Annotated in this window: 24 protein-coding genes and 1 tRNA gene; 15 read left to right on the forward strand and 10 right to left on the reverse strand. The window is 65.9% G+C overall.

The annotated features are described in order from the left end of the window. The first annotated feature begins 5 nt into the window (after nt 1–5). The 5 genes from ribD to VF617_RS01570 are packed head-to-tail and all read left to right on the forward strand — an operon-like array spanning nt 6 to nt 3,602. Nucleotides 6–950 carry a bifunctional diaminohydroxyphosphoribosylaminopyrimidine deaminase/5-amino-6-(5-phosphoribosylamino)uracil reductase RibD gene (gene ribD / locus VF617_RS01550; protein WP_414713935.1) on the forward strand — a complete coding sequence of 315 codons (945 nt, stop codon included), beginning with the start codon at nt 6–8 and terminating at the stop codon, nt 948–950. Beyond that, entirely contained in the window at nt 950–1,558 is a 609-nt protein-coding gene (locus VF617_RS01555) for a riboflavin synthase (protein ID WP_331013098.1), read from the forward strand. Before ribD ends, VF617_RS01555 begins: the two co-directional genes overlap by 1 nt. Beyond that, a complete protein-coding gene (gene ribB / locus VF617_RS01560; RefSeq protein WP_414713932.1) occupies nt 1,506–2,681 on the forward strand; it encodes a 3,4-dihydroxy-2-butanone-4-phosphate synthase in 1,176 nt (391 codons plus the stop codon). The genes VF617_RS01555 and ribB overlap by 53 nt, the downstream gene beginning before the upstream one ends. Continuing rightward, entirely contained in the window at nt 2,681–3,100 is a 420-nt protein-coding gene (gene ribH, locus VF617_RS01565) for a 6,7-dimethyl-8-ribityllumazine synthase (protein WP_331013100.1), read from the forward strand. The genes ribB and ribH overlap by 1 nt, the downstream gene beginning before the upstream one ends. Before the next feature lie 4 nt (nt 3,101–3,104). After that, complete coding sequence (locus tag VF617_RS01570) at nt 3,105–3,602, forward strand: hypothetical protein (RefSeq protein ID WP_331013101.1); 498 nt, start codon at nt 3,105–3,107, stop codon at nt 3,600–3,602. On the opposite strand, the gene VF617_RS01575 is transcribed toward VF617_RS01570, so the two are convergent. Continuing rightward, a complete protein-coding gene (locus VF617_RS01575) occupies nt 3,572–4,660 on the reverse strand; it encodes an alkene reductase (protein ID WP_331013102.1) in 1,089 nt (362 codons plus the stop codon). The genes VF617_RS01570 and VF617_RS01575 overlap by 31 nt on opposite strands. 51 nt (nt 4,661–4,711) lie before the next feature. On the opposite strand from VF617_RS01575, the gene VF617_RS01580 reads away from it, so the two are divergent. The 5 genes from VF617_RS01580 to ssb are packed head-to-tail and all read left to right on the forward strand — an operon-like array spanning nt 4,712 to nt 9,000. Continuing rightward, a complete protein-coding gene (locus VF617_RS01580; RefSeq protein WP_331013103.1) occupies nt 4,712–5,626 on the forward strand; it encodes a DMT family transporter in 915 nt (304 codons plus the stop codon). Then, nucleotides 5,626–6,282, forward strand: coding sequence for a COQ9 family protein (locus VF617_RS01585; protein ID WP_331013104.1), 657 nt, complete (start codon nt 5,626–5,628; stop codon nt 6,280–6,282). The genes VF617_RS01580 and VF617_RS01585 overlap by 1 nt, the downstream gene beginning before the upstream one ends. A gap of 58 nt (nt 6,283–6,340) precedes the next feature. Further along, complete coding sequence (locus VF617_RS01590) at nt 6,341–6,607, forward strand: FeoA family protein (RefSeq protein WP_331013105.1); 267 nt, start codon at nt 6,341–6,343, stop codon at nt 6,605–6,607. Then, a complete protein-coding gene (feoB, locus tag VF617_RS01595; RefSeq protein ID WP_331013106.1) occupies nt 6,604–8,454 on the forward strand; it encodes a ferrous iron transporter B in 1,851 nt (616 codons plus the stop codon). The genes VF617_RS01590 and feoB overlap by 4 nt, the downstream gene beginning before the upstream one ends. 9 nt (nt 8,455–8,463) lie before the next feature. Then, a complete protein-coding gene (gene ssb / locus VF617_RS01600; RefSeq protein WP_331013107.1) occupies nt 8,464–9,000 on the forward strand; it encodes a single-stranded DNA-binding protein in 537 nt (178 codons plus the stop codon). Between the two features lie 19 nt (nt 9,001–9,019). Here the strand turns inward: ssb and metW are convergent, their stop codons facing one another. Genes metW through VF617_RS01620 form a run of 4 tightly spaced genes read right to left on the reverse strand, consistent with a single transcriptional unit; the run spans nt 9,020 to nt 12,759 of the window. Further along, nucleotides 9,020–9,616 carry a methionine biosynthesis protein MetW gene (gene metW, locus VF617_RS01605; protein ID WP_331013108.1) on the reverse strand — a complete coding sequence of 199 codons (597 nt, stop codon included), beginning with the start codon at nt 9,614–9,616 and terminating at the stop codon, nt 9,020–9,022. Then, a complete protein-coding gene (locus VF617_RS01610) occupies nt 9,616–10,044 on the reverse strand; it encodes a GNAT family N-acetyltransferase (protein WP_331013109.1) in 429 nt (142 codons plus the stop codon). Before VF617_RS01610 ends, metW begins: the two co-directional genes overlap by 1 nt. Further along, nucleotides 10,044–11,165 (reverse strand): homoserine O-acetyltransferase MetX, encoded by a 1,122-nt coding sequence (metX, locus tag VF617_RS01615; RefSeq protein WP_331013110.1) that lies wholly within the window; start codon nt 11,163–11,165, stop codon nt 10,044–10,046. Before metX ends, VF617_RS01610 begins: the two co-directional genes overlap by 1 nt. 31 nt (nt 11,166–11,196) lie before the next feature. Next, complete coding sequence (locus VF617_RS01620) at nt 11,197–12,759, reverse strand: flavin monoamine oxidase family protein (RefSeq protein WP_331013111.1); 1,563 nt, start codon at nt 12,757–12,759, stop codon at nt 11,197–11,199. A gap of 82 nt (nt 12,760–12,841) precedes the next feature. Here VF617_RS01620 and hisC point away from each other — a divergent pair, with 82 nt between their 5' ends. Further along, entirely contained in the window at nt 12,842–13,936 is a 1,095-nt protein-coding gene (gene hisC / locus VF617_RS01625; protein ID WP_331013112.1) for a histidinol-phosphate transaminase, read from the forward strand. Continuing rightward, a complete protein-coding gene (locus VF617_RS01630) occupies nt 13,936–14,844 on the forward strand; it encodes a prephenate/arogenate dehydrogenase family protein (RefSeq protein ID WP_331013113.1) in 909 nt (302 codons plus the stop codon). Before hisC ends, VF617_RS01630 begins: the two co-directional genes overlap by 1 nt. On the opposite strand, the gene VF617_RS01635 is transcribed toward VF617_RS01630, so the two are convergent. The 4 genes from VF617_RS01635 to ftsE are packed head-to-tail and all read right to left on the reverse strand — an operon-like array spanning nt 14,835 to nt 17,633. After that, nucleotides 14,835–15,521, reverse strand: coding sequence for a lysophospholipid acyltransferase family protein (locus tag VF617_RS01635; protein ID WP_331013114.1), 687 nt, complete (start codon nt 15,519–15,521; stop codon nt 14,835–14,837). The two genes, VF617_RS01630 and VF617_RS01635, sit on opposite strands and share 10 nt — an antisense overlap. Continuing rightward, the gene (locus tag VF617_RS01640; RefSeq protein WP_331013115.1) at nt 15,521–16,051 is read right to left on the reverse strand and encodes a YdcF family protein; all 531 of its coding nucleotides are present in this window, start codon (nt 16,049–16,051) and stop codon (nt 15,521–15,523) included. Before VF617_RS01640 ends, VF617_RS01635 begins: the two co-directional genes overlap by 1 nt. After that, nucleotides 16,048–16,932: a cell division protein FtsX gene (locus tag VF617_RS01645; RefSeq protein WP_331013116.1), complete on the reverse strand. Its 885-nt coding sequence runs from the start codon at nt 16,930–16,932 to the stop codon at nt 16,048–16,050. The genes VF617_RS01640 and VF617_RS01645 overlap by 4 nt, the downstream gene beginning before the upstream one ends. After that, on the reverse strand, nt 16,932–17,633 hold the full coding sequence (gene ftsE, locus VF617_RS01650; protein ID WP_331013182.1) for a cell division ATP-binding protein FtsE: 702 nt from the start codon (nt 17,631–17,633) through the stop codon (nt 16,932–16,934). Before ftsE ends, VF617_RS01645 begins: the two co-directional genes overlap by 1 nt. Before the next feature lie 121 nt (nt 17,634–17,754). On the opposite strand from ftsE, the gene VF617_RS01655 reads away from it, so the two are divergent. Beyond that, entirely contained in the window at nt 17,755–18,477 is a 723-nt protein-coding gene (locus tag VF617_RS01655; protein WP_331013117.1) for an MJ0042-type zinc finger domain-containing protein, read from the forward strand. On the opposite strand, the gene VF617_RS01660 is transcribed toward VF617_RS01655, so the two are convergent. Next, complete coding sequence (locus VF617_RS01660; RefSeq protein WP_331013118.1) at nt 18,449–19,807, reverse strand: MATE family efflux transporter; 1,359 nt, start codon at nt 19,805–19,807, stop codon at nt 18,449–18,451. The genes VF617_RS01655 and VF617_RS01660 overlap by 29 nt on opposite strands. A 117-nt stretch (nt 19,808–19,924) precedes the next feature. On the opposite strand from VF617_RS01660, the gene VF617_RS01665 reads away from it, so the two are divergent. Together VF617_RS01665 and VF617_RS01670 are read left to right on the forward strand one after the other, a co-directional pair. Beyond that, nucleotides 19,925–20,011, forward strand: a tRNA-Leu gene (locus VF617_RS01665). A gap of 138 nt (nt 20,012–20,149) precedes the next feature. Next, a complete protein-coding gene (locus tag VF617_RS01670; RefSeq protein WP_331013119.1) occupies nt 20,150–23,053 on the forward strand; it encodes a TonB-dependent receptor in 2,904 nt (967 codons plus the stop codon).

A 23,053-nucleotide genomic window follows, 5' to 3' on the forward strand; every position in this document is an offset into this window, starting at 1 on the left:
GCTGGATGGCCGCGGCGCTGGCGCTCGCCCAGCGCGGCCGCGGGAGGACCGCGCCCAATCCCAATGTCGGCTGCGTGATTGTGGGCGATGGCCGCGTCGTCGGGCGCGGCTGGACCCAGCCGGGTGGACGGCCGCATGCCGAGGCGATGGCGCTGAAGCAGGCGGGCGAAAAGTCGCGCGGCGCGACTGTCTATGTGACGCTTGAGCCTTGCGCGCATCGATCCGAGCGCGGGCCGGCATGTGCCGATCTGCTGATCGCCGCACAACCGGAGCGAGTGGCGATTGCGCTCGGCGATCCCGATCCGCGCACCAATGGCGCTGGAGCCGAGCGCCTGCGGGCTGCGGGCATCCAAGTGATGGGGGGGGTGGCCGAGGCCGAAGCCCGGATCTCTATGGCTGGCTTCCTGACCCGGCGCGCCAAGGGACGGCCGCATGTCACGCTCAAGCTCGCCGTCTCGCTGGACGGAAGGATCGCGCTCGCCTCGGGCGAAAGCAAATGGCTCACCGGCCCCGAGGCGCGCGCGCACGTCCATCTCGAGCGGGCGCGGCATGAGGCGATCCTGGTGGGACGCGGCACGTGGGAGGCGGATGCGCCGACGCTCGATGTGCGGCTGCCTGGATTGGAGAAGCGTTCACCGCGCCGCTTACTTCTGGCCCGTGTTCGCGGGATCCAAGGATGGGAAGCGATCGCCTCCCCCGCCGATATCGCGCGTCTCGAAAAGGTCGATCACCTCTTCATCGAAGGCGGGGCCGAAACCGCCGCCAGCTTCCTGCGCGAAGGACTGGTCGATCGCCTGTTGCTCTATCGCGCTCCGGTCCTGATCGGCGCGGGCAAGGCCGCGCTCGGCGATATCGGGCTAGGCTCACTGGAGGAGGCGCACGGCCGCTGGCGGTTGACCGATGCACGCCAGCTTGGCAGCGACCGCCTGGAGGTTTACGCGGCGCTGTAATGTTCACGGGAATCGTCTCCGATATCGGCTCGATCGAGGCCGCCGACAGCCGGGGCGATCTGCGAGTCCGCGTCTCATGCGCTTATGATACCGCCGGCATCGACCTCGGCGCGTCGATAGCGTGCTCGGGCGTATGCCTCACGGTGGTAGACAAGGGCGCCGGCTGGCTGGCGTTCGATGTGTCGGGCGAGACGGTGTCGCGCACAGCTGGCGATATGTGGTCCGCCGGGCGCCGCCTCAACCTCGAGCGCGCGCTGCGGCTCGGCGACGAGCTTGGCGGGCATATCGTCACTGGCCATATCGATGGCGTCGGCCTGGTCCTGAGCGTGAGCGAGCAAGGCGGATCGCACCGCGTCGTGATTTCCGCGGGCCGCGTACTCGCGCCTTTCATCGCGCCCAAAGGGTCAGTAACGATCGACGGCGTTTCGCTGACGGTCAACGAAGTGCGCGATACCGCCACTGGGCTTGAATTCGACCTAAACATCATCCCGCACACTGCGGCTGTGACCACGTTCGATACGCTTGCCGAGGGGCAGGCGGTCAATATCGAGATCGATGTGCTCGCCCGCTATCTGCAGCGCATGGAGTCGCTTCGTGGCAAAGCCTGAAATCGCACGGTTGAAGCATGGCTTCCTTTCGAGCCCCGAGGAACTGATCGACGAAGCGCGCAACGGGCGGATGTTCATTCTGGTGGATGACGAGGATCGCGAGAATGAAGGCGATCTGATCATCCCGGCGCAGATGGCGACTCCCGATGCGATCAATTTCATGGCAAAATTCGGCCGAGGACTAATCTGCCTCGCGCTGACCAAGGACCGAGTCGATCAGCTCGGGCTGGGCCTGATGAGCCGCAACAACGGGACGCGGCACGAAACGGCGTTCACCGTATCGATCGAGGCTCGCGATGGCGTGACCACCGGCATTTCCGCCGCCGATCGCGCGCGGACGATCTCGGTGGCGATAGACTCGGCGAAGGGCAAGGACGAGATCGTCACCCCGGGCCACGTCTTTCCACTGGTCGCGCGTGACGGCGGCGTGCTGGTGCGGGCGGGACATACCGAAGCCGCAGTAGACGTCGCGCGGCTAGCTGGTCTCAATCCGTCTGGCGTGATCTGCGAGGTCATGAATGAAGACGGCACGATGGCGCGAATGGACGACCTGGTCGCCTTCGCGCAGTTCCACAACCTCAAGATCGGGACGATTCGTGACCTGATCGCCTATCGCCGCCGCAAGGATCATCTTGTCGAGAAGCGCGCCGAAACGCGCTTTGCGAGCGAATGGGGTGGCGAGTGGAGTGCGATCACTTTCTGGAATAAGGCGACCGAGAGCGAGCAGGTCGCCCTGGTCAAGGGCAAGGTGGACCCCGACAGGCCCACCCTGGTCCGCATGCACGCGCTATCGCCGTTCAGCGATATTTTCGGGGAGGGCGGCGCACGCGGCGGGCTGCTGCGGCGATCGATGGAGATGATCGGTCGCGAGGGCGCTGGCGTGGTCGTGCTGCTCAGCCATGCCCGGCCCGACAAGTTCACGGTCTCGCTCCAGTTGCGCTCGGGAGAACTGCCCTTGGGCGATATGGAAGAACTGCGCGATTACGGCGCGGGCGCGACGATCCTGACCGAATTGGGGGTGCGCGACATGGTGCTGCTCACCAACACCCATCACACGCTGGTCGGCCTGGACGGCTACGGACTGTCCATCGTCGGCGAACGCGCGATCGACGGAGGCGCCTGATGGCGAATGTCCTGATCGTCGAGGCGCGGTTCTATGCGCATCTGAACGACTTGCTGCTCGAAGGCGCCGTCGCCGCGCTGCAAGCGGGGGGACACCGCTATGAAGTGGTGACCGTGCCCGGCGCGCTCGAAATCCCCGGAGCCGTGTCGCTGGCGGTCGAGAGCGGGCGGTTCGACGCATTCGTGGCGCTGGGCGTAGTGATCCGCGGCGAGACCTATCATTTCGAAATCGTCGCGGGGGAAAGCGCGCGCGGGCTGATGGCGCTCTCGATGGACGGCGTAGCCGTGGGCAACGGCATCCTCACCGTCGAGAACGAAGCCCAGGCGCTGGCGCGCGCCAGGCCAACCGAAAAGAACAAGGGTGGCGAGGCGGCCGAGGCGGCCCTGGCCATGCTGGCCCTCAAGAGCCGGTTCGGCTGAAGCGATGGACGCGCCGGGCACTCGCTACAAGGTGGTGGAGCGCGGCCGGCGGCTCGAAGTGATCGACACCTGGAACCACAATGCTCCGGTCAAGCCGATGCGGACCGATCCTATGGACCACGCGCCCCAGCGCGATGCCCTGGCGGCGGTCGAGTCGATCCGCGTGCCTCCCCGCGATACAGCCTCACCGATCGAAGTGCTGCGCGCACCGCGCCACGATCAGCGCGGACGGGGGCTGCTGCACACCAAGCCCTGGTATGACGCCAAGGGCCCGCGCCAGATCGTGGTGACGCCGGCGGGCGAAGAGAAACTGAAGGGATTGCGCATCGTCGCCTTCGTCGCCTTGTTCATCGCCGCGGTTTTCGCGTTCCTGTTCTGGCCGCTTTTCCTGATCCTGCCCTTCATCCTGATGAACGGCGAGACCCGCAAATCGCTGCGCGCGGCATCGACCAAGTTCCTCGATACGATCAATCAGCCGGTGACGGATTCCAGCACCGGATAATCCAGATAGCCGGTCGGCCCTTGCGAGTAGAGCGTCGCGATATCGGGCATGTTCAGCGGGGCATTTGTACGCAGCCGCTCGACCAGATCCGGATTGGCGAGGAATGGGCGGCCGAAGGCGATCGCATCCGCATTGCCGGAGGCCAGCTCCTCCTGCGCGCGGACCAGGCCGTAATCCTGATTGAGCACGAGCGGCTGCTTGAACACCCGGCGGATCGCGGGAGATATGCGCGGCTGATCGGATCTGCCGAAAGTGCCCTGGGGCGTCTGCTCGCGCAATTCGAGAAACGCGATGCGCTGATCGGACAGCCATTTCGCGGCGGGGACGAACACCGCCTCGGGATCGCTATCCTCCACGCCCTGCGAACGGCCATTGGGCGAGAAGCGGACCGCGGTGCGAGCGGCGCCCGCCTCTGCGATGATGCGGGCCGTGGCCTCACGGAGCAGGCGGCCGCGATTCTCCGGGCTACCGCCATATTCGTCGTCGCGGTGGTTGGCTGATTCGCGCAGGAACTGGTCTATCAGATAGCCGTTCGCGGCGTGGAGCTGGACCCCGTCAAACCCGGCGCGCAGCGCGTTGCGCGTTGCCGCAGTGTAATCGTCGAGCACGCGAACGATATCGTCCTTCGTCGCGGCGCGTGCTTTGGCATAGGACTGCTTGCCGTTATAGGTATGGGCCGTGTCAGGGGCGATGGTCGCCGAGGACGATAGCGGCGCCGCGCCGTTCAGGAAATCCGGGTGCACGACGCGCCCCATATGCCAGAGCTGGGCGAATATCCGGCCCCCAGCCTTGTGCACGGCCTCGGTTACCGGCTTCCAGCCTTCAACCTGTTCGTCGCCCCAGAGGCCGGGCGCATAGGGCCAGCCAAGTCCCTCCCGGCTGATACCCGTGGCTTCCGATATGATCAGCCCGGCAGCGGCGCGCTGGCCATAGTAGTCGGCCATGATGGCCGCCGGCACGTGCTCGCGCGTCGCGCGACCGCGCGTCAGCGGCGCCATCAGGACGCGATTGGGTGCTGTGATCGCTCCCAGCTGGATGGGTTCGAACAGGTTGGCCATGATGCTTCTTTCCGCTTGTGACCCAAGCCAGATAGGGCACTAGAGAGCGGCATGCATCAAGCCGGAGAGCCTATAAAAACTATTTCCCCGCGAAGCCGTGCAGTGACCGCGCTAGTCATCGCGAACGTCGCCTTGGCATCGGGGCCGCTATTCGTTCGCATGGCCGATGTCGGGCCGGTGGCGGCCGGCTTCTGGCGGCTCGCGATCGCGACGCCGGTGCTGTTCGCCATGGCGGTGGCGATGGGCGGCAAGCCAGTCGCTGCGGCGCGCGGGCTTTGGGGCGTGCTGGCGATTGCCGGGGTTGCCTTCGCCGCCGATCTGGGGAGCTGGCATGTCGGCATCCTCCACACGACGCTCGCCAACTCGACGCTGTTCGGCAATTCGGCGACGCTGATCTTCCCGATCTACGGCTTCATAGCCGCGCGGATGTGGCCGACGCGGCTGCAAGGGCTGGCCCTTCTGCTGGCTGCGATCGGGGCGGGCATGCTGCTTGGGCGATCCGCGAGTCTTTCGGCCGACAACCTGACCGGAGACTTGCTCTGCCTGCTCGCGGGCGTGCTTTATGCCGTCTATTTCATCTTCATGGCGCGCGCCCGCGAGCAGCTTGCGCCCATTCCGGCGCTCGCGCTTTCGTCGATCGCCACGATCCCGCCGTTGCTGCTCGCTGCGCTGGCGATGGGCGAGCAAGTGATGCCGGGCAATTGGGGGCCGGTAATCGTGCTCGCAGTGGTTAGCCAGCTCATCGGCCAGGGCTGCATGATCTATGCGCTCGGGCACCTCTCGCCGCTGTTGATCGGGATCGGGTTGCTGATCCAGCCCGTGGTTGCGGCTGGGCTGGGCTGGAGCTTTTTCGACGAGAGGCTGGCTGCCGCCGACATCTTGGGTGCGGCGCTCGTCGCTACCGCCCTGGTGCTGGTTCGCAGTAGCGAGGTTGCGTCTGCGCCTGAGAAGCCTAGATCGGCGTGATGGACCTAGCCGACGCCACCCTCGACGAACTGCGCGCCGCACTTGCGCCGACGGTAGCGGAGAACGCGGCATTCGATGGCTGGAATTTCAAGGCGCTCGACGCTTCGGCGGACGCGATGGGAGTGGACCGCGATGTTGCCCGGCTTGCCTTTTCGGAAGGCGCGGTGGCGATGATTGACACCTGGTTCGCGCATATCGACGCCGGGATGCTCGAACGGCTCACGCCCGAGAAGCTCGTGGCGATGAAGATCCGCGAGCGGGTCGCGGCGCTGGTCGAGGCGCGGCTGGAACTGCTCGCCCCAAATCGCGAATCGCTCCGCCGCGCGCTGGCCACGCTGGCGCTGCCGCAGAATGTGGCGAAGGGCGCCCGGCTGGGCTGGCGCTCGGCCGATACGATGTGGCGTGCCGCGGGGGACACAGCCACCGACTATAATCACTATACCAAGCGCGCCATTCTGGGTGCCGTCTACGCCGCGACGATGACGGTCTTTCTCGATGACGAAAGCGAGGATTACGCCGATACGAGAGCATTCCTGTCCCGGCGGATCGACGGAATCATGCGCTTCGAAAAGGCCAAGGCGCAGTGGCTGCGTCCCGCTGAGCATCGCTTCAGCCTGTCGCGCTTTATCGGACGGCTGCGCTATCCGGCTGTTTAGCGGCTGACATGTGACGCAGCACTAGCGCACCTCGCGCGTTATTGATAATAACTCGCATATGCATGCGACACCGCTCTCGATTGCCCTCGCCCGATTGCCGCGGCTGCAGCCCGGCATCGTGGCGGGCGTCGATTGGCATGTGCTTGCCGAGCCCGAGGCGCGGCGATTGCGCGAGCTGGGACTGGACGAGGGCGTGGAAGTCGAACTGCTGCATCGCTCGGGTCTGCTCGGGCAAGGGCCGATCGCCTGCCGGATCGGGCGCATGACGGTTGCCTTGCGACGCCATGTCGCCGCAGCGATCCACGTTTCGACTCACTCGGCATGATCCAGACTCCGCTGGTTGCGCTGGTCGGCAACCCCAATGCCGGCAAGAGTGCGCTGTTCAACGCGCTGACCGGCGCGCGCCAGAAAGTCGGCAATTATCCGGGGGTCACGGTGGAGCGCCATACGGGACGACTGGCTCTGCCCGATGGACGCGGGATCGAATTGCTCGATCTGCCTGGCGCGTATAGCCTCGATCCTTCCAGCCCCGACGAGCAAGTGACGCGCGACGTGCTGGTCGGGCGGCAGGAAGGCGAGCGGCTGCCCGATGCTATTCTCGTCGTGGTCGATGCCTCTAACCTCGATAATCATCTGCGCTTCACGCTCCAGCTTATTGCGCTGGGGCTGCCGATCGTCGTCGCGCTCAACATGATCGACCTGGCGACGCGCGATGGCCTGGAGCTCGATCCCGCGGCATTGGAACGCGAATTGGGCGTGCCGGTGGTCCCCACCGTGGCCGTGCGCAAGCGCGGACTCGACGAACTGAAGGCGCGACTGGCCGAAATGGTGACCGGCGTCCGCGAGGTTCGTCCGGGTGCCGGCGTGCAGCACGAGATGGTCGTATTGCAGCGCCGCGCCCGCCAGATCGCACTCGCGGCCACCGTGTCCGAAACGGCCGGGCGCCGCTGGACGCACCGGATGGATTCGGCGGCGCTGCACCCGGTGTCGGGCTCTGTGTTGTTGCTCACCTTGATGTTCGTGATGTTTCAGGCGGTGTTCGCATGGTCGGAGGCACCGATCGGCTGGATCGAAGGGGGGCTGGGCTGGCTGGCGGGGAGAGTCGGCGCGGTGCTGCCCGCCGGCTTCATCGAATCGCTTGTCGTGGACGGCGTGATCGCTGGTGTCGGCGCGGTAGTGGTGTTCCTGCCGCAGATCCTGATCCTGTTCGCCTTCATCCTGGTGCTCGAGGCATCGGGCTATATGGTCCGCGCCGCCTTCCTGATGGACCGGGTTATGGCGAGCGTCGGGCTTTCAGGGCGCGCATTCATTCCCTTGCTCTCGAGCTTCGCCTGCGCGGTGCCGGGGATCATGGCGACGCGAACGATCAGCGACGAGAAGGAGCGACTGACCACGATCCTCATCGCCCCGCTCACCACCTGCTCGGCGCGGCTTCCGGTCTATACGATCATCATCGGCGCGATGATTCCCGACCGCAGCGTACTTCCCGGCGTGGGATTGCAGGGGCTGGTGCTGTTCGGCCTCTATATCTTTGGGATCGCCGGGGCGTTCCTCGCCGCCTTCTTCCTGCGCCGGACCGTGACCAAGGGCGCGACTTCGGGCTTCATGATGGAAATGCCCAAATATCAGCTGCCGCGGCTGCGCGACGTCGCGCTGGGGCTGTGGCAGCGCGCCGAGATATTCCTCAAGCGCGCGGGCACGATCATCCTGGTCACGACGATCATCCTGTGGGCGCTGCTCAGCTTCCCTAAGGCGCCCGAAGGCGTGAGCCAGGTCGATTATTCGGTCGCCGGGCGCGTCGCCAACGGCATCGAAGTCGTGGTCGCGCCGATCGGGTTCAACCGCGATATCGCGCTGGCGCTGATCCCGGCGATGGCGGCCCGCGAAGTCGCGGTCGCGGCGATAGGCACGGTCTATGCGGTCGATGACCCAGACGCCGATTCGGGCCAGGAAACGATTCGGCAGAACCTGCGCGCCCGCTGGAGCCTGCCCACCGCGCTGGCCTTCCTGATTTGGTTCGTCTTCGCGCCGCAATGCATATCCACAATTGCCGTTACTCGGCGCGAGACTAACGGGTGGAAGTGGCCGGCCTTCATGATAGGGTATCTATTCACGCTCGCTTATGTCGCCGCCGGTGCGACCTATTGGGCGGCGGTAGCTTTCGGACTTTAGGAGCAGGCATTGGCTGGCAGCGTCAACAAGGTGATTCTCGTCGGAAATCTCGGGAAGGACCCCGAATCGCGTTCATTCCAGAATGGCGGCAAGGTCGTCGAACTGCGTATCGCGACTTCCGAAAGCTGGAAGGACCGCAACAGCGGCGAGCGCAAGGAAAAGACCGAGTGGCACACGGTGAAGGTCTTCAATGAAGGCCTGGCCAACGTGGCGGAAAAATATCTGCGGAAAGGCTCGAAGGTTTATATCGAAGGGGCCCTGACTACGCGCAAGTGGCAGGACCAATCGGGAGCCGATCGCTATTCCACCGAAGTGGTGCTCCAAGGCTTCAATTCAGTGCTTACCATGCTCGACGGCGCCCCGGGCGGTGGCGGCGGCGGGCGCAGTTCGGGCGGCGGTGAAGATTGGGGCGCCAGCGGCGGCAGTGATGAATTCGCCGGGCAATCTTCGAGCCGCGGCGGCAATTTCAACAGTGGCGGCCAGAAGAGCGGCGGCAGTTTCGGTGGAGGCTTCCCCGACGATCTCGACGACGACGTTCCCTTCTGATCGGGGTTCTGATGCGGCCTTACTTCCGCAGCAGGAAAACGGCGTGCTCGGCGAGCAGGTTGGCCAGGCCCGCGCCGGTCTGCCGGTCGCCCGAGAGGAACCAGCATCCCTGGATTGCGATTCCCCGTTCTTTCAAAAGTGCGCGGAAATCGTCGATCGTCACGTGGTGGATGTTGGGCGTTGCATACCATTTGAGCGGCAGCAGCCGCGTCACCGGCATGCGCCCTCCCCACAACAGTGATGCGCGCACGCGCCAATGTGCGAAATTTGGGAAGGAGACGAATGCCTGCCCGCCGATGCGCAGCAGCTGATCGAGAACCCAATCGGGCCGGCGCGTGGTCTGCAGCGTCTGGCTGAGGATCGCATAATCGAAGCTGGCGTCCGGATAGTCCGCCAGATCGGTATCGGCGTCGCCCTGCACCACCGAAAGCCCGCGCGCGACCGCCGAGGCGACGTCCCCGGCGTCCAGCTCGAGTCCGCGCGCATCGCATTGCCGCTCGTCGCGCAGCGCCGCCATAAGCGCGCCGTCCCCGCAGCCAATGTCGAGCACGCGACTGCCTTTGGACACATTCGCGGCGATGATCGCGAGGTCTGGGCGCAAAGGACCTTGGGGCATCATCGCTGGTAAATATCCGGATCGTCGCGGACCATCAGCCGCTCCGGGTGGGGATAGATTTCCCAGCCGAGCTTTGCGTAGACGGTTTGCATGTCGCGGGTAAACAGCGCCCAGCGGCGCAGTCCCTGGAGTTCAGGATGATCGTGCAGCACCTGGATCATCGCCCGCGCGACGCCCTTGCCACGATGCGCAGGGAGCACGAACACATCCGCGAGATAGGCAAAAGTGGCCTGGTCGCTGATGAGCCGCGCGAAGCCGACCTGCTCGTCCTTGCCCGCCTCATCGGGCTCGTAGGCGCCGACGCACAGCGAACCGCGAATCGCTCGCTCGACGATGTGACGCGGAATTCCGACGGACCAATAGGCGCCGCTCAGGAATGCGTGGATCAAGTCGATATCGAGCTCGGCCTTGTCCAAAGAAATCCGCATCACCTGGCTCCCGCGCGCAGGAAGCCATCGACCACTCGGCTCAATTCGGGCGATTCGAGCAGGAACGCGTCATGGCCGAAAGGCGAAGAGAGCTCGACAAAGCTTGCAGCCGCGCCCGCGGCGTTCAATGCGTGGACGATGCCGCGCGATTCGGCCGTGGGATAAAGCCAGTCGGTATCGAAGCTCACCAGGCAAAAGCGCGTCGGGCTGGCCTTGAAGGCATTGGCCAGCGCCCCGCCATGTTCCTCCGCCAAGTCGAAATAATCGAGCGCGCGGGTGATGTAGAGATACGAGTTTGCGTCGAAACGCTCGACGAAGCTTATCCCCTGGTGCCGTAGATAGGATTCGACCTGGAAATCGGCGTCGAAACCGAAGGTCTTGACGTTACGTCCCTGAAGCTTGCGTCCGAACTTGGCGGTTAGTCCGGCTTCGGAAAGATAGGTGATGTGCGCGGCCATGCGCGCGACCGCGAGACCGGCGACGGGCGGGTCGCCATCAGCATAATAATCGCCGCCGCGCCACTTGGGATCGGCCATGATCGCCTGGCGGCCGACTTCGTGGAATGCGATGTTCTGCGCCGAATGCCGCGCGGCGCTGGCGATGACGATCGCCGAGGCGGTGCGCTCGGGGAACGTCGCGGCCCAGCTCAGCGCCTGCATGCCCCCCATCGATCCGCCGACCACCGCAAGTAGCCGCGCGACGCCGAGATGGTCGAGCAGCATCGCCTGCGCGCGGACCATGTCGCGGATGGTGATGACCGGAAAGGTCATGCCCCAGGGCTTGCCCGTCGCCGGATTTACACTGGCGGGGCCGGAAGAGCCGAGGCACGAACCAAGGACGTTGGCGCAGATCACGAAATGCCGCTCCGGATCGATCGGCTTGCCCGGGCCGATCATGCGCGTCCACCAGCCTTGCTTGCCGGTCACCGGATGATCCGATGCCACATGCTGATCGCCGGTCAGCGCGTGGCAGATCAGGATCGCATTGCTGGCGTCGTGGTTGAGTGTCCCATAGGTTTCGTACGCCAGGTCGATGGGCGACAGCAACGCCCCGCCATCGAGGCGCAGCGGCCCCGGCAGCGTCACCGAGCGGGCAAGGCCGAAGCGCGGATCGTCGGACATCGGGCTGGACTAGGGGCCACGGCCCCACGGTTCAAGCCGCCTTGGCCTTGCGCCGCACGCCGCCGATCGCCTCGGCGACCATGCGCCCCGTTTCCGCCGCGCCGTTCATATAGCCGGGAAACGCATCGGAAAGATGTTCGCCAGCGAACCAGATGCGGCCGGCATTCGCCAATTGGCGCTCGGCGGGATCATCCGAATCCACGTAGAGCAGATGCGCGAAGCGGGTCAGGTGGTGGGGCGGATAGTTGACATATGCGCCGAGAGTGAGCGCCTGGGCGTGCCAGTTCGTGCGGGCGAAGGGGCCGGTGGCGGCTTCGATCAGTCCGGGGAGGGCGGGCGCGGCGCTCGTGGCAAAGGCGGCGGCGAGTTGGGACGGGGCGAGCGCCTCCGCCGCCTTCACTTCATCGCCGCCGAGGAACCAGGTCCAGACGGGGGCGACGCGGTCCTTCAGGTGGACGCTGCCGTCCCAGCCAAGGCTCCAGCCGTGCCCCGCGCTGGTCTGCCACAGCTCGCCGCCCAATCCCATCGGGCCCTTCCAGGGCGTGGCATTGGCGCCGGACTGGACCTTTTCGTTCTGCCCCAATTCCATCGCCGCGATGAAGCTGCGCCAGATTGCCGGCAATGGAACGCGGAAATCGATCTGGCGGGTTATGGGGGCAGGAACGGCGATAATGACGGTATCGGCCTCGGTACTGGAGCCGTCGAGGAAAGCGAGGCGGACGCCCGAGCCTTGGCGTTCGACTGCAACCAGGCGCTTGCCCGTCTCGATACGGTCGGAATAATGCGTCGACATCGCTTCGATGAGCGCGCTGCTGCCCCCTTCGATCACATGGCGCTCGTCCGAGCCGCCGAGTACTTCGACGCGCTCGCCATCCACTGTCGGCAGATTGAAGATCAGCCCGATCGCCGAGGCCCGTGTCGGCTCGACGCCATATTCGGTGCGGCTCGTCGCCTCAAGCAATTGGCGCGCCCAGGGATCGCGGAGCAAATGCGCGTGCCGCTGGAGATAGTCGTGAATCGAGATCGAATCGAGCTGCTTCGAGACGCGACCGGGGTCCTTGTCGAGCAAGTCGGCATCCTTGCCGATCTGCCAGGCAATGGCGCGCAGGCCATCGGCAAGCTCGCGCTCCGAGAGCAGCCGGCCGTTGGCGAGGGTAAGCGTGGCGTGCCGCTCGGCCTTGCGGTCGATCAGCGCGATGCCGAAGCGCCTGGCGAGCGCTTGCATGTCGTGATGATCGGTGTTGATGAGTTGACCGCCCGCCTCGAAGGTCCAGTCGCCCGCACGGTGCGTGAACATCCGCCCGCCGGTGCGGTTTCGCCCTTCATAGATGTGCGCATCCACCCCCGCCTCACGAAGATGGTGGAGCGCGCTGAGCCCCGCGATGCCCCCGCCCACGATCGCGACGCGGCCCGGCGCGCCGGCATGCGCGGTGCCGGGAAGCGTCACGGCGGCCGCGCTCCCCGCAATCGCCTTGAGCAGGGCGCGGCGCGTGGATGCGAAGCTGCGGGCCACCGGCGCTGCCTCGCCCGCTTCCGCGAGATTGCTCCGCCGCGCCGCTGCCAGCGCGCGCCAGAACATTCCATTGCCGCGCATTGGCCCTCCTTCGCCCCGTCCGGAACCCGCCCTACGCCGCTACCCTTGCCATCCGGTAACCGTTCGGCCAAGCCGCCCGGCCATGAACGCACCCGTACCAAAGCCCTGGGTAATGGCCATCGCGCCGTATGTGCCGGGGCGCGCGACCACCGATTCGGGCAGGAAGGCCACCAAGCTCTCGTCGAACGAGAATCCCTTCGGCACTCCCGATGCGGCGCGCGCGGCCTATGCGCAAGCGGCGGAAACGCTCGAACGCTATCCAGACGCCAGTGCGCACGATCTGCGCGAGGCCCTGGCGGGGCATTACGGGATCGAAGCCGAGCGGATCATCTACGGCACCGGATCGGACGAAGTGCTTCACCTGGCGGCGGGAGCCTATGCCGGGCCGGGGGACGAGATCATCTATGTCCGCTTCGGCTTTGCGGTCTACGATATCGCGGCGCGGCGCGTGGGCGCGACGCCGATAGTGGCGCCGGACAAGGATTACGCCACCGACGTCGATGCGATCCTAGCGGTGGTCACCGAACGGACCCGGCTGATCTATATCGCCAACCCCAACAATCCGACCGGCACCTACACGACCAAGGCGGAAATCGCGCGGCTGCATGCGGCGCTGCCGGGGCACGTGCTGCTGGTGCTCGATCAGGCCTATACCGAATATCTCGATCCGCAGGACGATGACGGGGGCCTCGATCTCGCGCGCAGCCAGCCCAACGTCCTGGTCACGCGGACCTTTTCGAAGATTTTCGGGCTCGCGTCCGAAAGGGTCGGCTGGGGCTATGGCCATCCCGACGTGATCGCCGCGATGCATCGGATCCGCGCGCCCTTCGCGTTCGGCATCGGCGCGGGACGCGCCGCGATCGCCGCGCTGGGGGCGAAGGATTTCGTCGAGCACAGCTATGCGCACAACCGCAGGTGGCGCGCCTGGTTCGCCGGACAGATCGAGGCGATGGGAAATAAGGGCCTTCGGGCAGTGCCCTCCAAAGCCAATTTCCAGCTGGTCCTGTTCGAAGGCGATGTCAGCGCCGAGGCCGCGTACAAGGCGCTGATGGAAGCAGGCTATATCGTCCGCTGGCTGCCGGGGCAGGGCCTGCCGCATGGCCTTCGCATCACCATCGGCACCGAAGAAGAGATACAGGGCGTAGCAAGCGCGCTGCGCGAGATCGTGGGGGCCTGATGCTGCCATTCAGCCGTGTGACCGTAATTGGACTGGGGCTGATCGGCTCGTCAATCGCTCGCGCGGTGAAGCAGCATATGCCCAGCGTGCGCGTGACCGGGCACGATATGGATCCCGAGGTGCGCGAGACCGCCTTGCGGATCGGGCTTTGCGACGATGTGGCCGACACTGCCGGCGCTTCGGTGATCGACGCCGATCTGGTGATCCTGTGCGTGCCGGTGGGCGCCATGGGCGAAGCGGCGGCGGCGATTGCCGCGGATGTGCCCGCCGAGGCAGTGATCAGCGATGTCGGCTCGTGCAAGGAAAGCGTGGTCGAGGCAGTGCGCGCCGCCCTGCCGCAGGCGACGTTCGTGCCCGCCCATCCGGTCGCGGGCACCGAGCATAGCGGTCCCGAAGCGGGGTTCGCGACGCTGTTTCACAATCGCTGGTGCATCGTCACCCCGCCCCAGGGCACCGACCCTCTCGCCATCGAGCGAGTCGTCGAATTCTGGAAGCGGCTGGGCGCGCAAGTGGAAATGATGGCGCCAGCGCATCACGACCGGGTTCTCGCGGTGACAAGCCATTTGCCGCACCTGATCGCCTATACGATCGTCGGCACGGCTTCCGATCTCGAGGAAGTCACCCAGTCCGAAGTGATCAAATATTCGGCGGGCGGCTTTCGCGATTTCACGCGCATCGCGGCTTCCGACCCGACGATGTGGCGCGACGTTTTCCTGGCAAACCGCGAAGGCGTGCTTGAGATGCTCCAGCGCTTCTCGGAGGACCTTAGCGCGCTCCAGCGCGCGATCCGCTGGGGCAAGGGCGACGAATTGTTCGAATTGTTCAGCCGTACGCGCGCGGTGCGCCGCAGCATCATCGAGCAGGGCCAGGACGACGCCGCGCCCGATTTCGGGCGCAGTCACGACTGATTCAGCGCGTTGATCTCCGCATGCACACGCGCTTCGATCTGGTCGCGCGGCAGTCCGGGCTCGATCGGCTCGCCGAACCGGAAGACCACTTCGCCAGGATGCTTCGCCCCCTTGCGCGGCCAGACATGCGCGCTCTTCACTGCGATCGCCACCACCGGCAACCCAAGGATCCGATAAAGTCCCGCAAATCCCGCACGCAATTCGGGCGATTCGCCGTGCGGAACGCGCGTTCCCTCGGGAAAAATCAGCACCGATCGCCCCTCGGCCTTCGCCGCCTTGGCATCAGCCATCATCGAACGCAGCGCCGCGGCATTGGCTGTGCGATCCACGACGATCCCGCCATAGCGCTTGGCAGCCCAGCCCCACACCGGGATATCGGCCAGTTCACGCTTCAGCACCGTCGAGGGCGAGTTGAGCATCCGCGTCAACTGGATCGCCTCGAACAGCGATTCGTGCTTCGCCGCGAAGAACACCGGTCCGTTGGGGATTGCGCCTTCGATCCGGATATGAATGCCCAGAATCCACTGCGATGCCACGCACATCATTCCTGCCCACGCATCGGCATAGCGCCTAAGCGTCCTCCGGCCGAACAGCCCGGCCACTGGCACGGCCAGCACCATTGGCACCGACAGCGTGCAGAAAACGATCCAGAAAAGGAGCGTCCGCAGCCGGTCCATCAGCTTACACCGACCAGCAACGCGGCGCGGCGCACCAGATATTTGTGATATTCGCGAAACAGCATCGCAAAGCCGGGCTGGCTGCGCACCGCGTCCCCGACCACTTCGACTCCGGGCAATGTCTTCGAAAGCTCCAGCTTGGCACGGGGCATGTGCCAGTCCGAAGTCACCAGCCGAACGCTTTTATATTTGTGGCGCTGGACCCATTTGGCGGTCTCATCCGCATTCGAGCGCGTATCGACGGCCTGCCAGCCGAGATCGATCGAACGGGTGAAAAGCTTCCGGTCGATCTTGTACTGAGCGGCGAACTCGCCGGGCTTCACATCGGGATCGACGCCGCTGACCAGCATCCGCTTCGCATCGCCGGCGGCCAACACCTGAAGGCCCCGATCGATCCGTCCCGAAGCACCGGTAAGCACGACGATCGCGTCGGTCTTGCGCCCGTCCAATGGCTTGCCGAGCGAGAGCATGAACGCCGCGAAGCCCAGCGCCCAGGCGATTCCCAACAAAGCGGTCAGCCGCCAGATCACAGCGTTTTGCCCAAGGCCCGAAGCACCGCGCTTCGCGCCGCGAAGGTGGCGAGCAATGCGAAACTGATCGGGAGCAGCAGGAGGATGAACCAGTCGCGCTGCTGGAGCGCGACGCCGCTCAGCATCTCCGAGCCCAGGCCGCCAATGCGAGTTTGCAGGAACCAGACGAGTCCCATCGCGGCGGCGCTGCCGATCAGCCCGCCCAGCAACGTGTCGAACGCGATCCGCCGCTGGAAGAGCCGCGCGATCTGGAGGTCGGTCGAGCCGAGCATGTGGAGCACTTCGATCGTGTCGCGGTGGGTGTCGAGCCCGGAGCGCGCGGCGAGGAGGACCACCGCGGCAGTCGCGGCGGCGATCAGCAGCATCAGTGCGACCGACAGCCAGCTCATTGTCGCCATGAAGCTGCGCACCGGGGCAAGCCACTGGGCATGCCGATCGATCCGCGCATTGGGGACCACCGTGCGCGCGGCGCGTTCGACCGCGGCGGCGTCGCCGCCGCGCATCTCGACATCGATCATCGCGGGCATCGGCAGATCGGGATCGAGCCCGGCATCGCCGAGCCAGGGCTTGAGCAGCTCGGCAAGGCGGGCGCGATCGGCTTCGGTGGCGCGAATCACGCCCGGGACCTTGCCGAGCGCGGCGACCGTGGCTGCCGCCTGGCTGTCCCGCACCTGCGCGTTGGGCTCGACGATCTGCACGGTGAGCCGCCCGGCGAGCTGGCGATCGAGTTGCGCGGTCGCGGCGAACATGCCCAGCCCCAGCGCGCCGGCGAGCACCGTGAGGAACAGCATGATCGCCATGATCCAGGTCATCGCGCGGGTCCGCCGGCTTTCATCCAGCAGGCGCTTGTCGGGCGCGTTAGGATTGAGGCTGAAGCGCATCAGCCCTCGCCGGGCGGATTGCGCAGCGCGCCGGTGGGGTCGTTCAGCCGGCCCTTTTCCAGCCGCATCATGTGCGCGTTGGGAATGCGGTTGAGCAGGTGGAAATCATGCGTGGCGACGACCACCGTGGTGCCCAGCCGATTGAGCGAATCAAACAGATGCAGCAGCCGCTCGGCCATGTCGGGATCGACGTTTCCGGTAGGCTCGTCGGCGACGAGCACTTCGGGGCGGGCGATCACCGCGCGGGCGATCGCGATACGCTGCTGCTCGCCGCCCGAAAGCGTGGGCGGCTTGGCCCTGCCCCGGTCGGTGAGGCCCACCCATGCGAGCATCTCGCGCACCGGGGCCTCGATATCGCTTTCGTGCACGCCTGCCACGCGCAGGGGCAGAGCGATATTGTCATAGGCGGAGAGATGCGGGACCAGCCGGAAATCCTGAAAGACCACGCCGATCCGGCGGCGAAAGCCCGGCAGCCGCGCGCGGGGCAGCGCACCCGCGTCCTCGCCGAACAGCCGCACCACGCCCCGCGTCGGCAGCTGGGCGAGGTAAAGCAATTTGAGCAGCGAAGTCTTGCCCGCGCCGGAGGGGCCGGTAAGGAAATAGAAAGCGCCCGAATTCAGCGACAGGCTGATGTCCGACAGCGTCTCCGCGCTGGTGCCGTAGCGCAGTCCGACATTCTCGAATTGCACGATGCTGGCCATGGCCATGCCATCGCACAGCCGCCAGCCCGGCTCAAGCAGGGCGCTCTTGTGGGGCCGATTCGAAGCGTCTAGAATCGCGTTCGTGCCGGCCGGTGGGCAGCCGGACCGGTGAGAAGCTTGAATGATCCTCGAATGCAGCCAATGCCGCACGCGATACCTGGTCCCTGACAGCGCGATCGGCGCGGAGGGGCGCACGGTGCGCTGCGCGAGCTGCAAGCATAGCTGGTATCAGGCGCCCGCGGCGGCCGACATGACGACCCGTGCTGCCCCCGTGTCCGCCCCAGGGCCCAGGCCGGTCGTCCGCGACACCGGCCCGACAGCCGCCCCCGCGCGCAGGTTCGACGACATATCGGCTGCCGCGCCCGAGCACGAATATGATCCGTTCGCGCCCCAGCCTCCCTTCAAGCCGCGCCGCAATCCGGCCAAGCGCTGGACCGCGGCGGCGTTCGTCGCGGGCTTTTCGATGCTGCTCGGCACCGGCGCGATCCTCTATTCGGGCGCGCCCGGCATCGCGGCGCAGCTTGGCCTGGGCGTTGGCGGCGAGGCGGAGACGCCGCTGCGCTTCACTGACAAGAATGTCGAATTGCGGACCATGCCGAGCGGCAGCGAATTGTTTGCCGTATCGGGCAAGGTGGTGAATCCCACCGCGGACAAGCAGCACGTTCCCGATATCCGCGTGGAGTTGCGCGACCAGCAGGACCGGCTCGTCTATTCGTGGCGGATCACGCCGCAGACGCGCGACCTGGCCCCCAAGGGGGCGATCGACTTCAATTCGGCCAAGCTCGACGTGCCGCCGAATGCGCGTGTGGTCGAGCTCAGCTTCGCGAGCGAAATCGGCGGCTGATCCACCAGAGCCGGCCGCCATTGGTGACCGCGGCGACGACCATCCCGACGCCGGATGCGAGCACCAATGCATAAGATCCCCAGCCGGCGTGCACTAGGATCAGCCCTGCGCCCCCGGTTATCACGAAGAACGCCAGCACCGAATTGATCCCCGCCGCGACCTGATCGCCCAGCGAGCGCAAGGCATAGACGAACACCACCTGCACCGCGTCGAACAGGATGAAGGGCGCCCAGATCGGGAGCATCGCCAGCGCAAGCATTGGGACGCCGGGCGCGGCGGGGAACAACGCGACCACCGGCCCCGGCATCAGGATGAGCCCGAGGGCGAGCACTCCCGTAGCCGCGCCCGATAGCGTTGCGGCGATCACAGTGCGGCGGCCGGCATCCTCCGGCGCGCCTTCGCCGACTGCATTGCCCACCCGCACACCGGCAGCAGAGCCCAGCCCGAGAGCGATCGAGAATGTGACATTGTGGATCGAGAACACGATCTGGAAGGCGTGGGTGGTGAGTTCGCCCAATTGGGTGGAGAGCGCGATCAGGATCGCGAAGCCGGCAAGCTCGAGCCCCGAGGCGATCGCGGGTACGACGCCGAACCGGGCCAGACGCCACGCCCCGGCCAGCGTCTCGCGGGTCCACAAGGCGGCGAGATCATGGACCCCGCGCAACTTCGCCCGTGGCAAGGTCCAGGCAGCGCCCACCAGGGCAATCGCGCCCAGCGCCGACGCGATCGTGGTGGCCAGCGCAGCCCCGAGCGCCCCCATCTGGGGCAGCCCCAGGTGCCCGCCCGACATCGACCAGGCGAGCAACGCATTGAGCGGGAGGATCGCAAGGTTGACTACGGTCACGCGGCGGGGGCGGCTTACGCCTTCGAGGAAGAAGCTGCCCGCCACGATCAGCAATTGGAATGGATAGGCCACCGCCATCACGCGGACGATAGCCGCGGACGCCGGCGCGATCTCCCGCGCGACGCCTATTCCGATCAGCATCGGCTCCGCCAACGCGAACAGGATCAGTCCGCTGGCCAGCCCGAACAGGATCGCCAGCGCCAGCCCTTCGTGAAGCACGCGCCCCGTCGCGCGCAGATCGCCCGCGCCGTCGGCGCGCGAGACATGGACGAGGATACCCGAAAGCGCGCCCAGCCCCATCACGATGCCCGGAAAGGTGAGCGTCCGGCTCGCGCCGAGCGCCGCGACTTCGCCGGTTCCGGTCAGCCCCACGACGATCACGTCGGTGACGTGGAGGATCGTCCAGTTCAGGCTGGTGAGAATTACCGGCCATGCCAGCGCCAGGATGCGCCGCGTCTCGGCGGATAGGGCGGGGGAGGGCGGCATGAGAGGGCAGCGCTTAGGCGCAGCGGGCCTTTTGGGGAAGCGCGCTTGCAATCGCTCGGGTGCGTTGCTAGTGGCCGCGCCTCACCAGCTGTCGGCTCGTCCGGCGGAGTTTCACGTGCGGCCGTGGCGGAACTGGTAGACGCGCAACGTTGAGGTCGTTGTGGGCGAAAGCCCGTGGAAGTTCGAGTCTTCTCGGCCGCACCACCTGGTATCCTTGACAGGCAATCGTGGCGAACCTCGCCCGAAAACACCCGCTCGTGGCACTTTATTGCCGGCTGGGACATTTGTGCGACAAATCACATTTAGGTCGCGGCCACAGTGATTGGCGTGTGGGAGTTCGAAATGCGGAAACTTGGTGTTCGGGGAATTGCTCTGCTCGCCAGCGCGATGCCGGTAGTGGCGTTCGCGCAGACGGCAGCGCAGCCGCAAGCCCAGCCGCAGAGCGCCCCGCAAACTCCGCCAGACGAGGAGGAGGAAGAAGCCGAAATCGTCGTAAGCGGCCAGTTGCGCGGCGCGGTCCCCGGGGACATCAAGCCGGAGGCTCAGCTCAATCCCGCTGACATCCGCGCTTATGGTGCGTCCAATGTCTCCGAGTTGCTCAATGCGTTGTCGGCGCAACTCGGCGCCTCTGAGGGCCCTCCGGTGGTGCTGCTCAGCGGGCGTCGTTCAAGCTTCGGCGAGGTTCGGAACCTGCCGACCGAAGCGATCGAGCGCATCGATATCCTTCCCGAAGAGGCCGCGCTGCGGTTTGGCTATAGCGCGACGCAGAAGGTGATCAACTTCGTCCTGCGCCGCCGGTTCCAGGCCGTTACGACCGTGGCTGAAGGCGTCGCACCGACTGCGGGCGGAGCTTCCGGCCAAGGCGGCAATGTCAATATCCAGAAGATCAACCGTGGCTCGCGCGTCGAATTCGATGTCAAATACGGGCAGAATTCGGGCCTGCTCGAAAGCGAACGAGGAGTTAGCCGCAGCACGAGTGCGCTTTTCGATACCCGCGGGAACGTCACGGGCTTTGCGGGGGCCGAGATCGATCCGGCACTGAGCGCTGCGGCGGGAACCACGGTGACGGTGGCCGGCGTGCCCGTGGGCGCCGAAGGATCGGCCCCGTCGCTGGCAGGCTTTGCCGCAAATGCGAATCGCCCGAATGTCAACGACGTGTCGCAATACCGCACGCTTGGCGGCGGCGGGAACGTCCGCCGCTTCGGTGACGACCTCGCGCCGCTTAGCGGCTCTGCCGTCAAGAACCTGGCCATAAGCGGCAGTTACACTCCAGTAATCTCGCAGAAGGTCAGCCTCAACGCGACGCTCGGCTTCACGCAGAATTCGAGCGAATCGCTGCAGGGATTGCCCAGCGCGACGCTGCGTTTACCAGTAGGCAATCCATTTTCTCCGTTTACGCGCGACGTGCAGTTGCTGCGCTATTACGACAATCTCTTGCCGCTTTCGCGCTCGAACGATCGCCGCGCGATCAACAGCGAAGTGAACATCAACGGCGATACGGCGCCTTGGCTGGAGAGCTGGCGCTGGTCGGCCCAGGCCAGCATCAGCCGAAGCGACAGCGAATCGGTCTCCACCACCGGAATCGATCCCGCGCCGATCCAGGCACTGCTCAACGCGCGCACCCCCAGCTTCAATCCCTTCGGCCCGCTCACCGGTTCGGCGGTACTCGACCGTTCGCCTCAGACTTCGCAATCGACCACCAACACCGCCCAGATCGACCTCGCTACCTATGGTTCGCTGTTCAAGCTGCCGGCGGGGGATGTGAACGCGACATTTCGCGTGCTCGGGCGCACCTACGATCAGCAGAGCCGATCGTCCGTAGCCGGAGTGATTCGGACGGGAGACCTCTCGCGCGACAGCGTCAGCGTGCGCGGCAATGTCAGCGTGCCGATCGCGGGGCGCGGCTTCGGGAGCATCGGCAATCTCTCGATCAATGGCAATTTCGAGGTGCAGGAGCTGTCGGACTTCGGGCGCCTGATCAGCACCGGCTATGGACTCAACTGGGCGCCGATCCCGCAGATTACCGCCATCGTGAGCATCAGGAATGAGGAGCGCGCGCCGGGCGAAGGGCAGTTGGGCGATCCCCTGATCTTGACGCCGAACGCCCGCATCTACGATTTCGTCCGCAACGAAAGCGTCGATATCACGGCCATCAGGGGCGGGAATCCGTTACTGGGTGGTGATAGTGTTCGCGAGTTCAACGCCAGCCTTTTCTTCAGGCCGCTCGACAATCTGTCTATCCGCACACGATATAGCAGCCAGCGGACGCTGAACCCGACGTCCAACTTCCCGGGCGCGACGGCGGAGATCGAGGCGGCTTTTCCAGGCCGGTTCGTGCGCGACCCCAGCGGGCGCCTGTTGAGCATCGATTATCGCCCGGTCAATTTCGCGCGTAGCGAACGCTCCGAACTGCGCACGACGATCTCCTTCTCGAAATCCATCCCTTCGCCCCAGGCGCAGCGGCTGCGCGAGCGTCGCGAGGCGTTTCAAAAGGCGCGCGAGGAATCGCGGCGGACCGGCCAGCCGATGCCGCCCGAAATGACCGCGATGCAGGAGCAGTTCCGCCGGATCGGGCAGCAGGGAAGCCTGTTTGGAAATACGGCCCAGCGCGGTCAGGGGCAAGGGCAGAACCAGGGCCGCAACCCGGGTGACGGCCCGCGCGGCGAAGGCGGGGCCCGCGGTGGACAAGGCGGCGGCGGTGGCGGCGGGTTCCGTGGCGGTGGCGGTGGCGGCGGTGGTCGCGGCGGCTTCGGCGGCGGAAACGGCGGCAATCAGATCCGGTTCGAGCTGAGCCACGCCTGGCTCATCAACGACGAAACGCTGATACGCCCCGGGCTTCCGACGATCAGCCGTCTGGACGGCACGAACGGGGGCAGCGCCTCGCCGCACCAGCTCGATGCCTTAGCGGCGGTCAAGCGGGATGCGTGGCTGCTTCAGCTTACCGCAAATTGGCGAAGCGCCTCGCAGCGCACGACGGGCGTGCTCGGGAGCCCGACCAGACTCACGACAGCGCCCATCACCCGGTTTGGGCTGTTGACCGAATTCAACCCAGGTCAGGATATCGACTTCCTGGTCAAGCACCCCTGGTTCCGCGGATCGCGCGTGCAGTTGCGTGTCGACAATCTGTTCGATGCAAAGCCGCGGACGACGGATGCCAATGGGGTGACGCCGGCAAACTATGTTCCCAACTTGCAGGACCCGATCGGCCGCACGGTCCGCCTCACGTTCCGCAAACAGTTTTTCTAA

It is taken from the genome of Sphingomonas sp. (assembly GCF_036388215.1).
Lineage (GTDB): Bacteria > Pseudomonadota > Alphaproteobacteria > Sphingomonadales > Sphingomonadaceae > Sphingomonas.

Bases quoted from the DNA above. Each gene is read 5' to 3' on its own strand.
- VF617_RS01555 (WP_331013098.1), top strand. From the start codon at position 950: ATGTTCACGGGAATCGTCTCCGATATCGGCTCGATCGAGGCCGCCGAC.
- VF617_RS01655 (WP_331013117.1), top strand. From the start codon at position 17,755: ATGATCCTCGAATGCAGCCAATGCCGCACGCGATACCTGGTCCCTGAC.
- VF617_RS01670 (WP_331013119.1), top strand. From the start codon at position 20,150: ATGCGGAAACTTGGTGTTCGGGGAATTGCTCTGCTCGCCAGCGCGATG.
- VF617_RS01620 (WP_331013111.1), bottom strand. From the start codon at position 12,759: ATGCGCGGCAATGGAATGTTCTGGCGCGCGCTGGCAGCGGCGCGGCGG.
- ribB (WP_414713932.1), top strand. From the start codon at position 1,506: ATGTGCTCGCCCGCTATCTGCAGCGCATGGAGTCGCTTCGTGGCAAAG.
- VF617_RS01580 (WP_331013103.1), top strand. From the start codon at position 4,712: ATGCATCAAGCCGGAGAGCCTATAAAAACTATTTCCCCGCGAAGCCGT.
- VF617_RS01660 (WP_331013118.1), bottom strand. From the start codon at position 19,807: ATGCCGCCCTCCCCCGCCCTATCCGCCGAGACGCGGCGCATCCTGGCG.
- VF617_RS01645 (WP_331013116.1), bottom strand. From the start codon at position 16,932: ATGCGCTTCAGCCTCAATCCTAACGCGCCCGACAAGCGCCTGCTGGAT.
- VF617_RS01635 (WP_331013114.1), bottom strand. From the start codon at position 15,521: ATGGACCGGCTGCGGACGCTCCTTTTCTGGATCGTTTTCTGCACGCTG.
- VF617_RS01590 (WP_331013105.1), top strand. From the start codon at position 6,341: ATGCATGCGACACCGCTCTCGATTGCCCTCGCCCGATTGCCGCGGCTG.
- ribH (WP_331013100.1), top strand. From the start codon at position 2,681: ATGGCGAATGTCCTGATCGTCGAGGCGCGGTTCTATGCGCATCTGAAC.
- metW (WP_331013108.1), bottom strand. From the start codon at position 9,616: ATGCCCCAAGGTCCTTTGCGCCCAGACCTCGCGATCATCGCCGCGAAT.
- ftsE (WP_331013182.1), bottom strand. From the start codon at position 17,633: ATGGCCAGCATCGTGCAATTCGAGAATGTCGGACTGCGCTACGGCACC.
- VF617_RS01585 (WP_331013104.1), top strand. From the start codon at position 5,626: ATGGACCTAGCCGACGCCACCCTCGACGAACTGCGCGCCGCACTTGCG.
- VF617_RS01570 (WP_331013101.1), top strand. From the start codon at position 3,105: ATGGACGCGCCGGGCACTCGCTACAAGGTGGTGGAGCGCGGCCGGCGG.
- VF617_RS01610 (WP_331013109.1), bottom strand. From the start codon at position 10,044: ATGCGGATTTCTTTGGACAAGGCCGAGCTCGATATCGACTTGATCCAC.
- hisC (WP_331013112.1), top strand. From the start codon at position 12,842: ATGAACGCACCCGTACCAAAGCCCTGGGTAATGGCCATCGCGCCGTAT.
- ribD (WP_414713935.1), top strand. From the start codon at position 6: ATGGCCGCGGCGCTGGCGCTCGCCCAGCGCGGCCGCGGGAGGACCGCG.
- feoB (WP_331013106.1), top strand. From the start codon at position 6,604: ATGATCCAGACTCCGCTGGTTGCGCTGGTCGGCAACCCCAATGCCGGC.
- VF617_RS01575 (WP_331013102.1), bottom strand. From the start codon at position 4,660: ATGGCCAACCTGTTCGAACCCATCCAGCTGGGAGCGATCACAGCACCC.
- metX (WP_331013110.1), bottom strand. From the start codon at position 11,165: ATGTCCGACGATCCGCGCTTCGGCCTTGCCCGCTCGGTGACGCTGCCG.
- VF617_RS01630 (WP_331013113.1), top strand. From the start codon at position 13,936: ATGCTGCCATTCAGCCGTGTGACCGTAATTGGACTGGGGCTGATCGGC.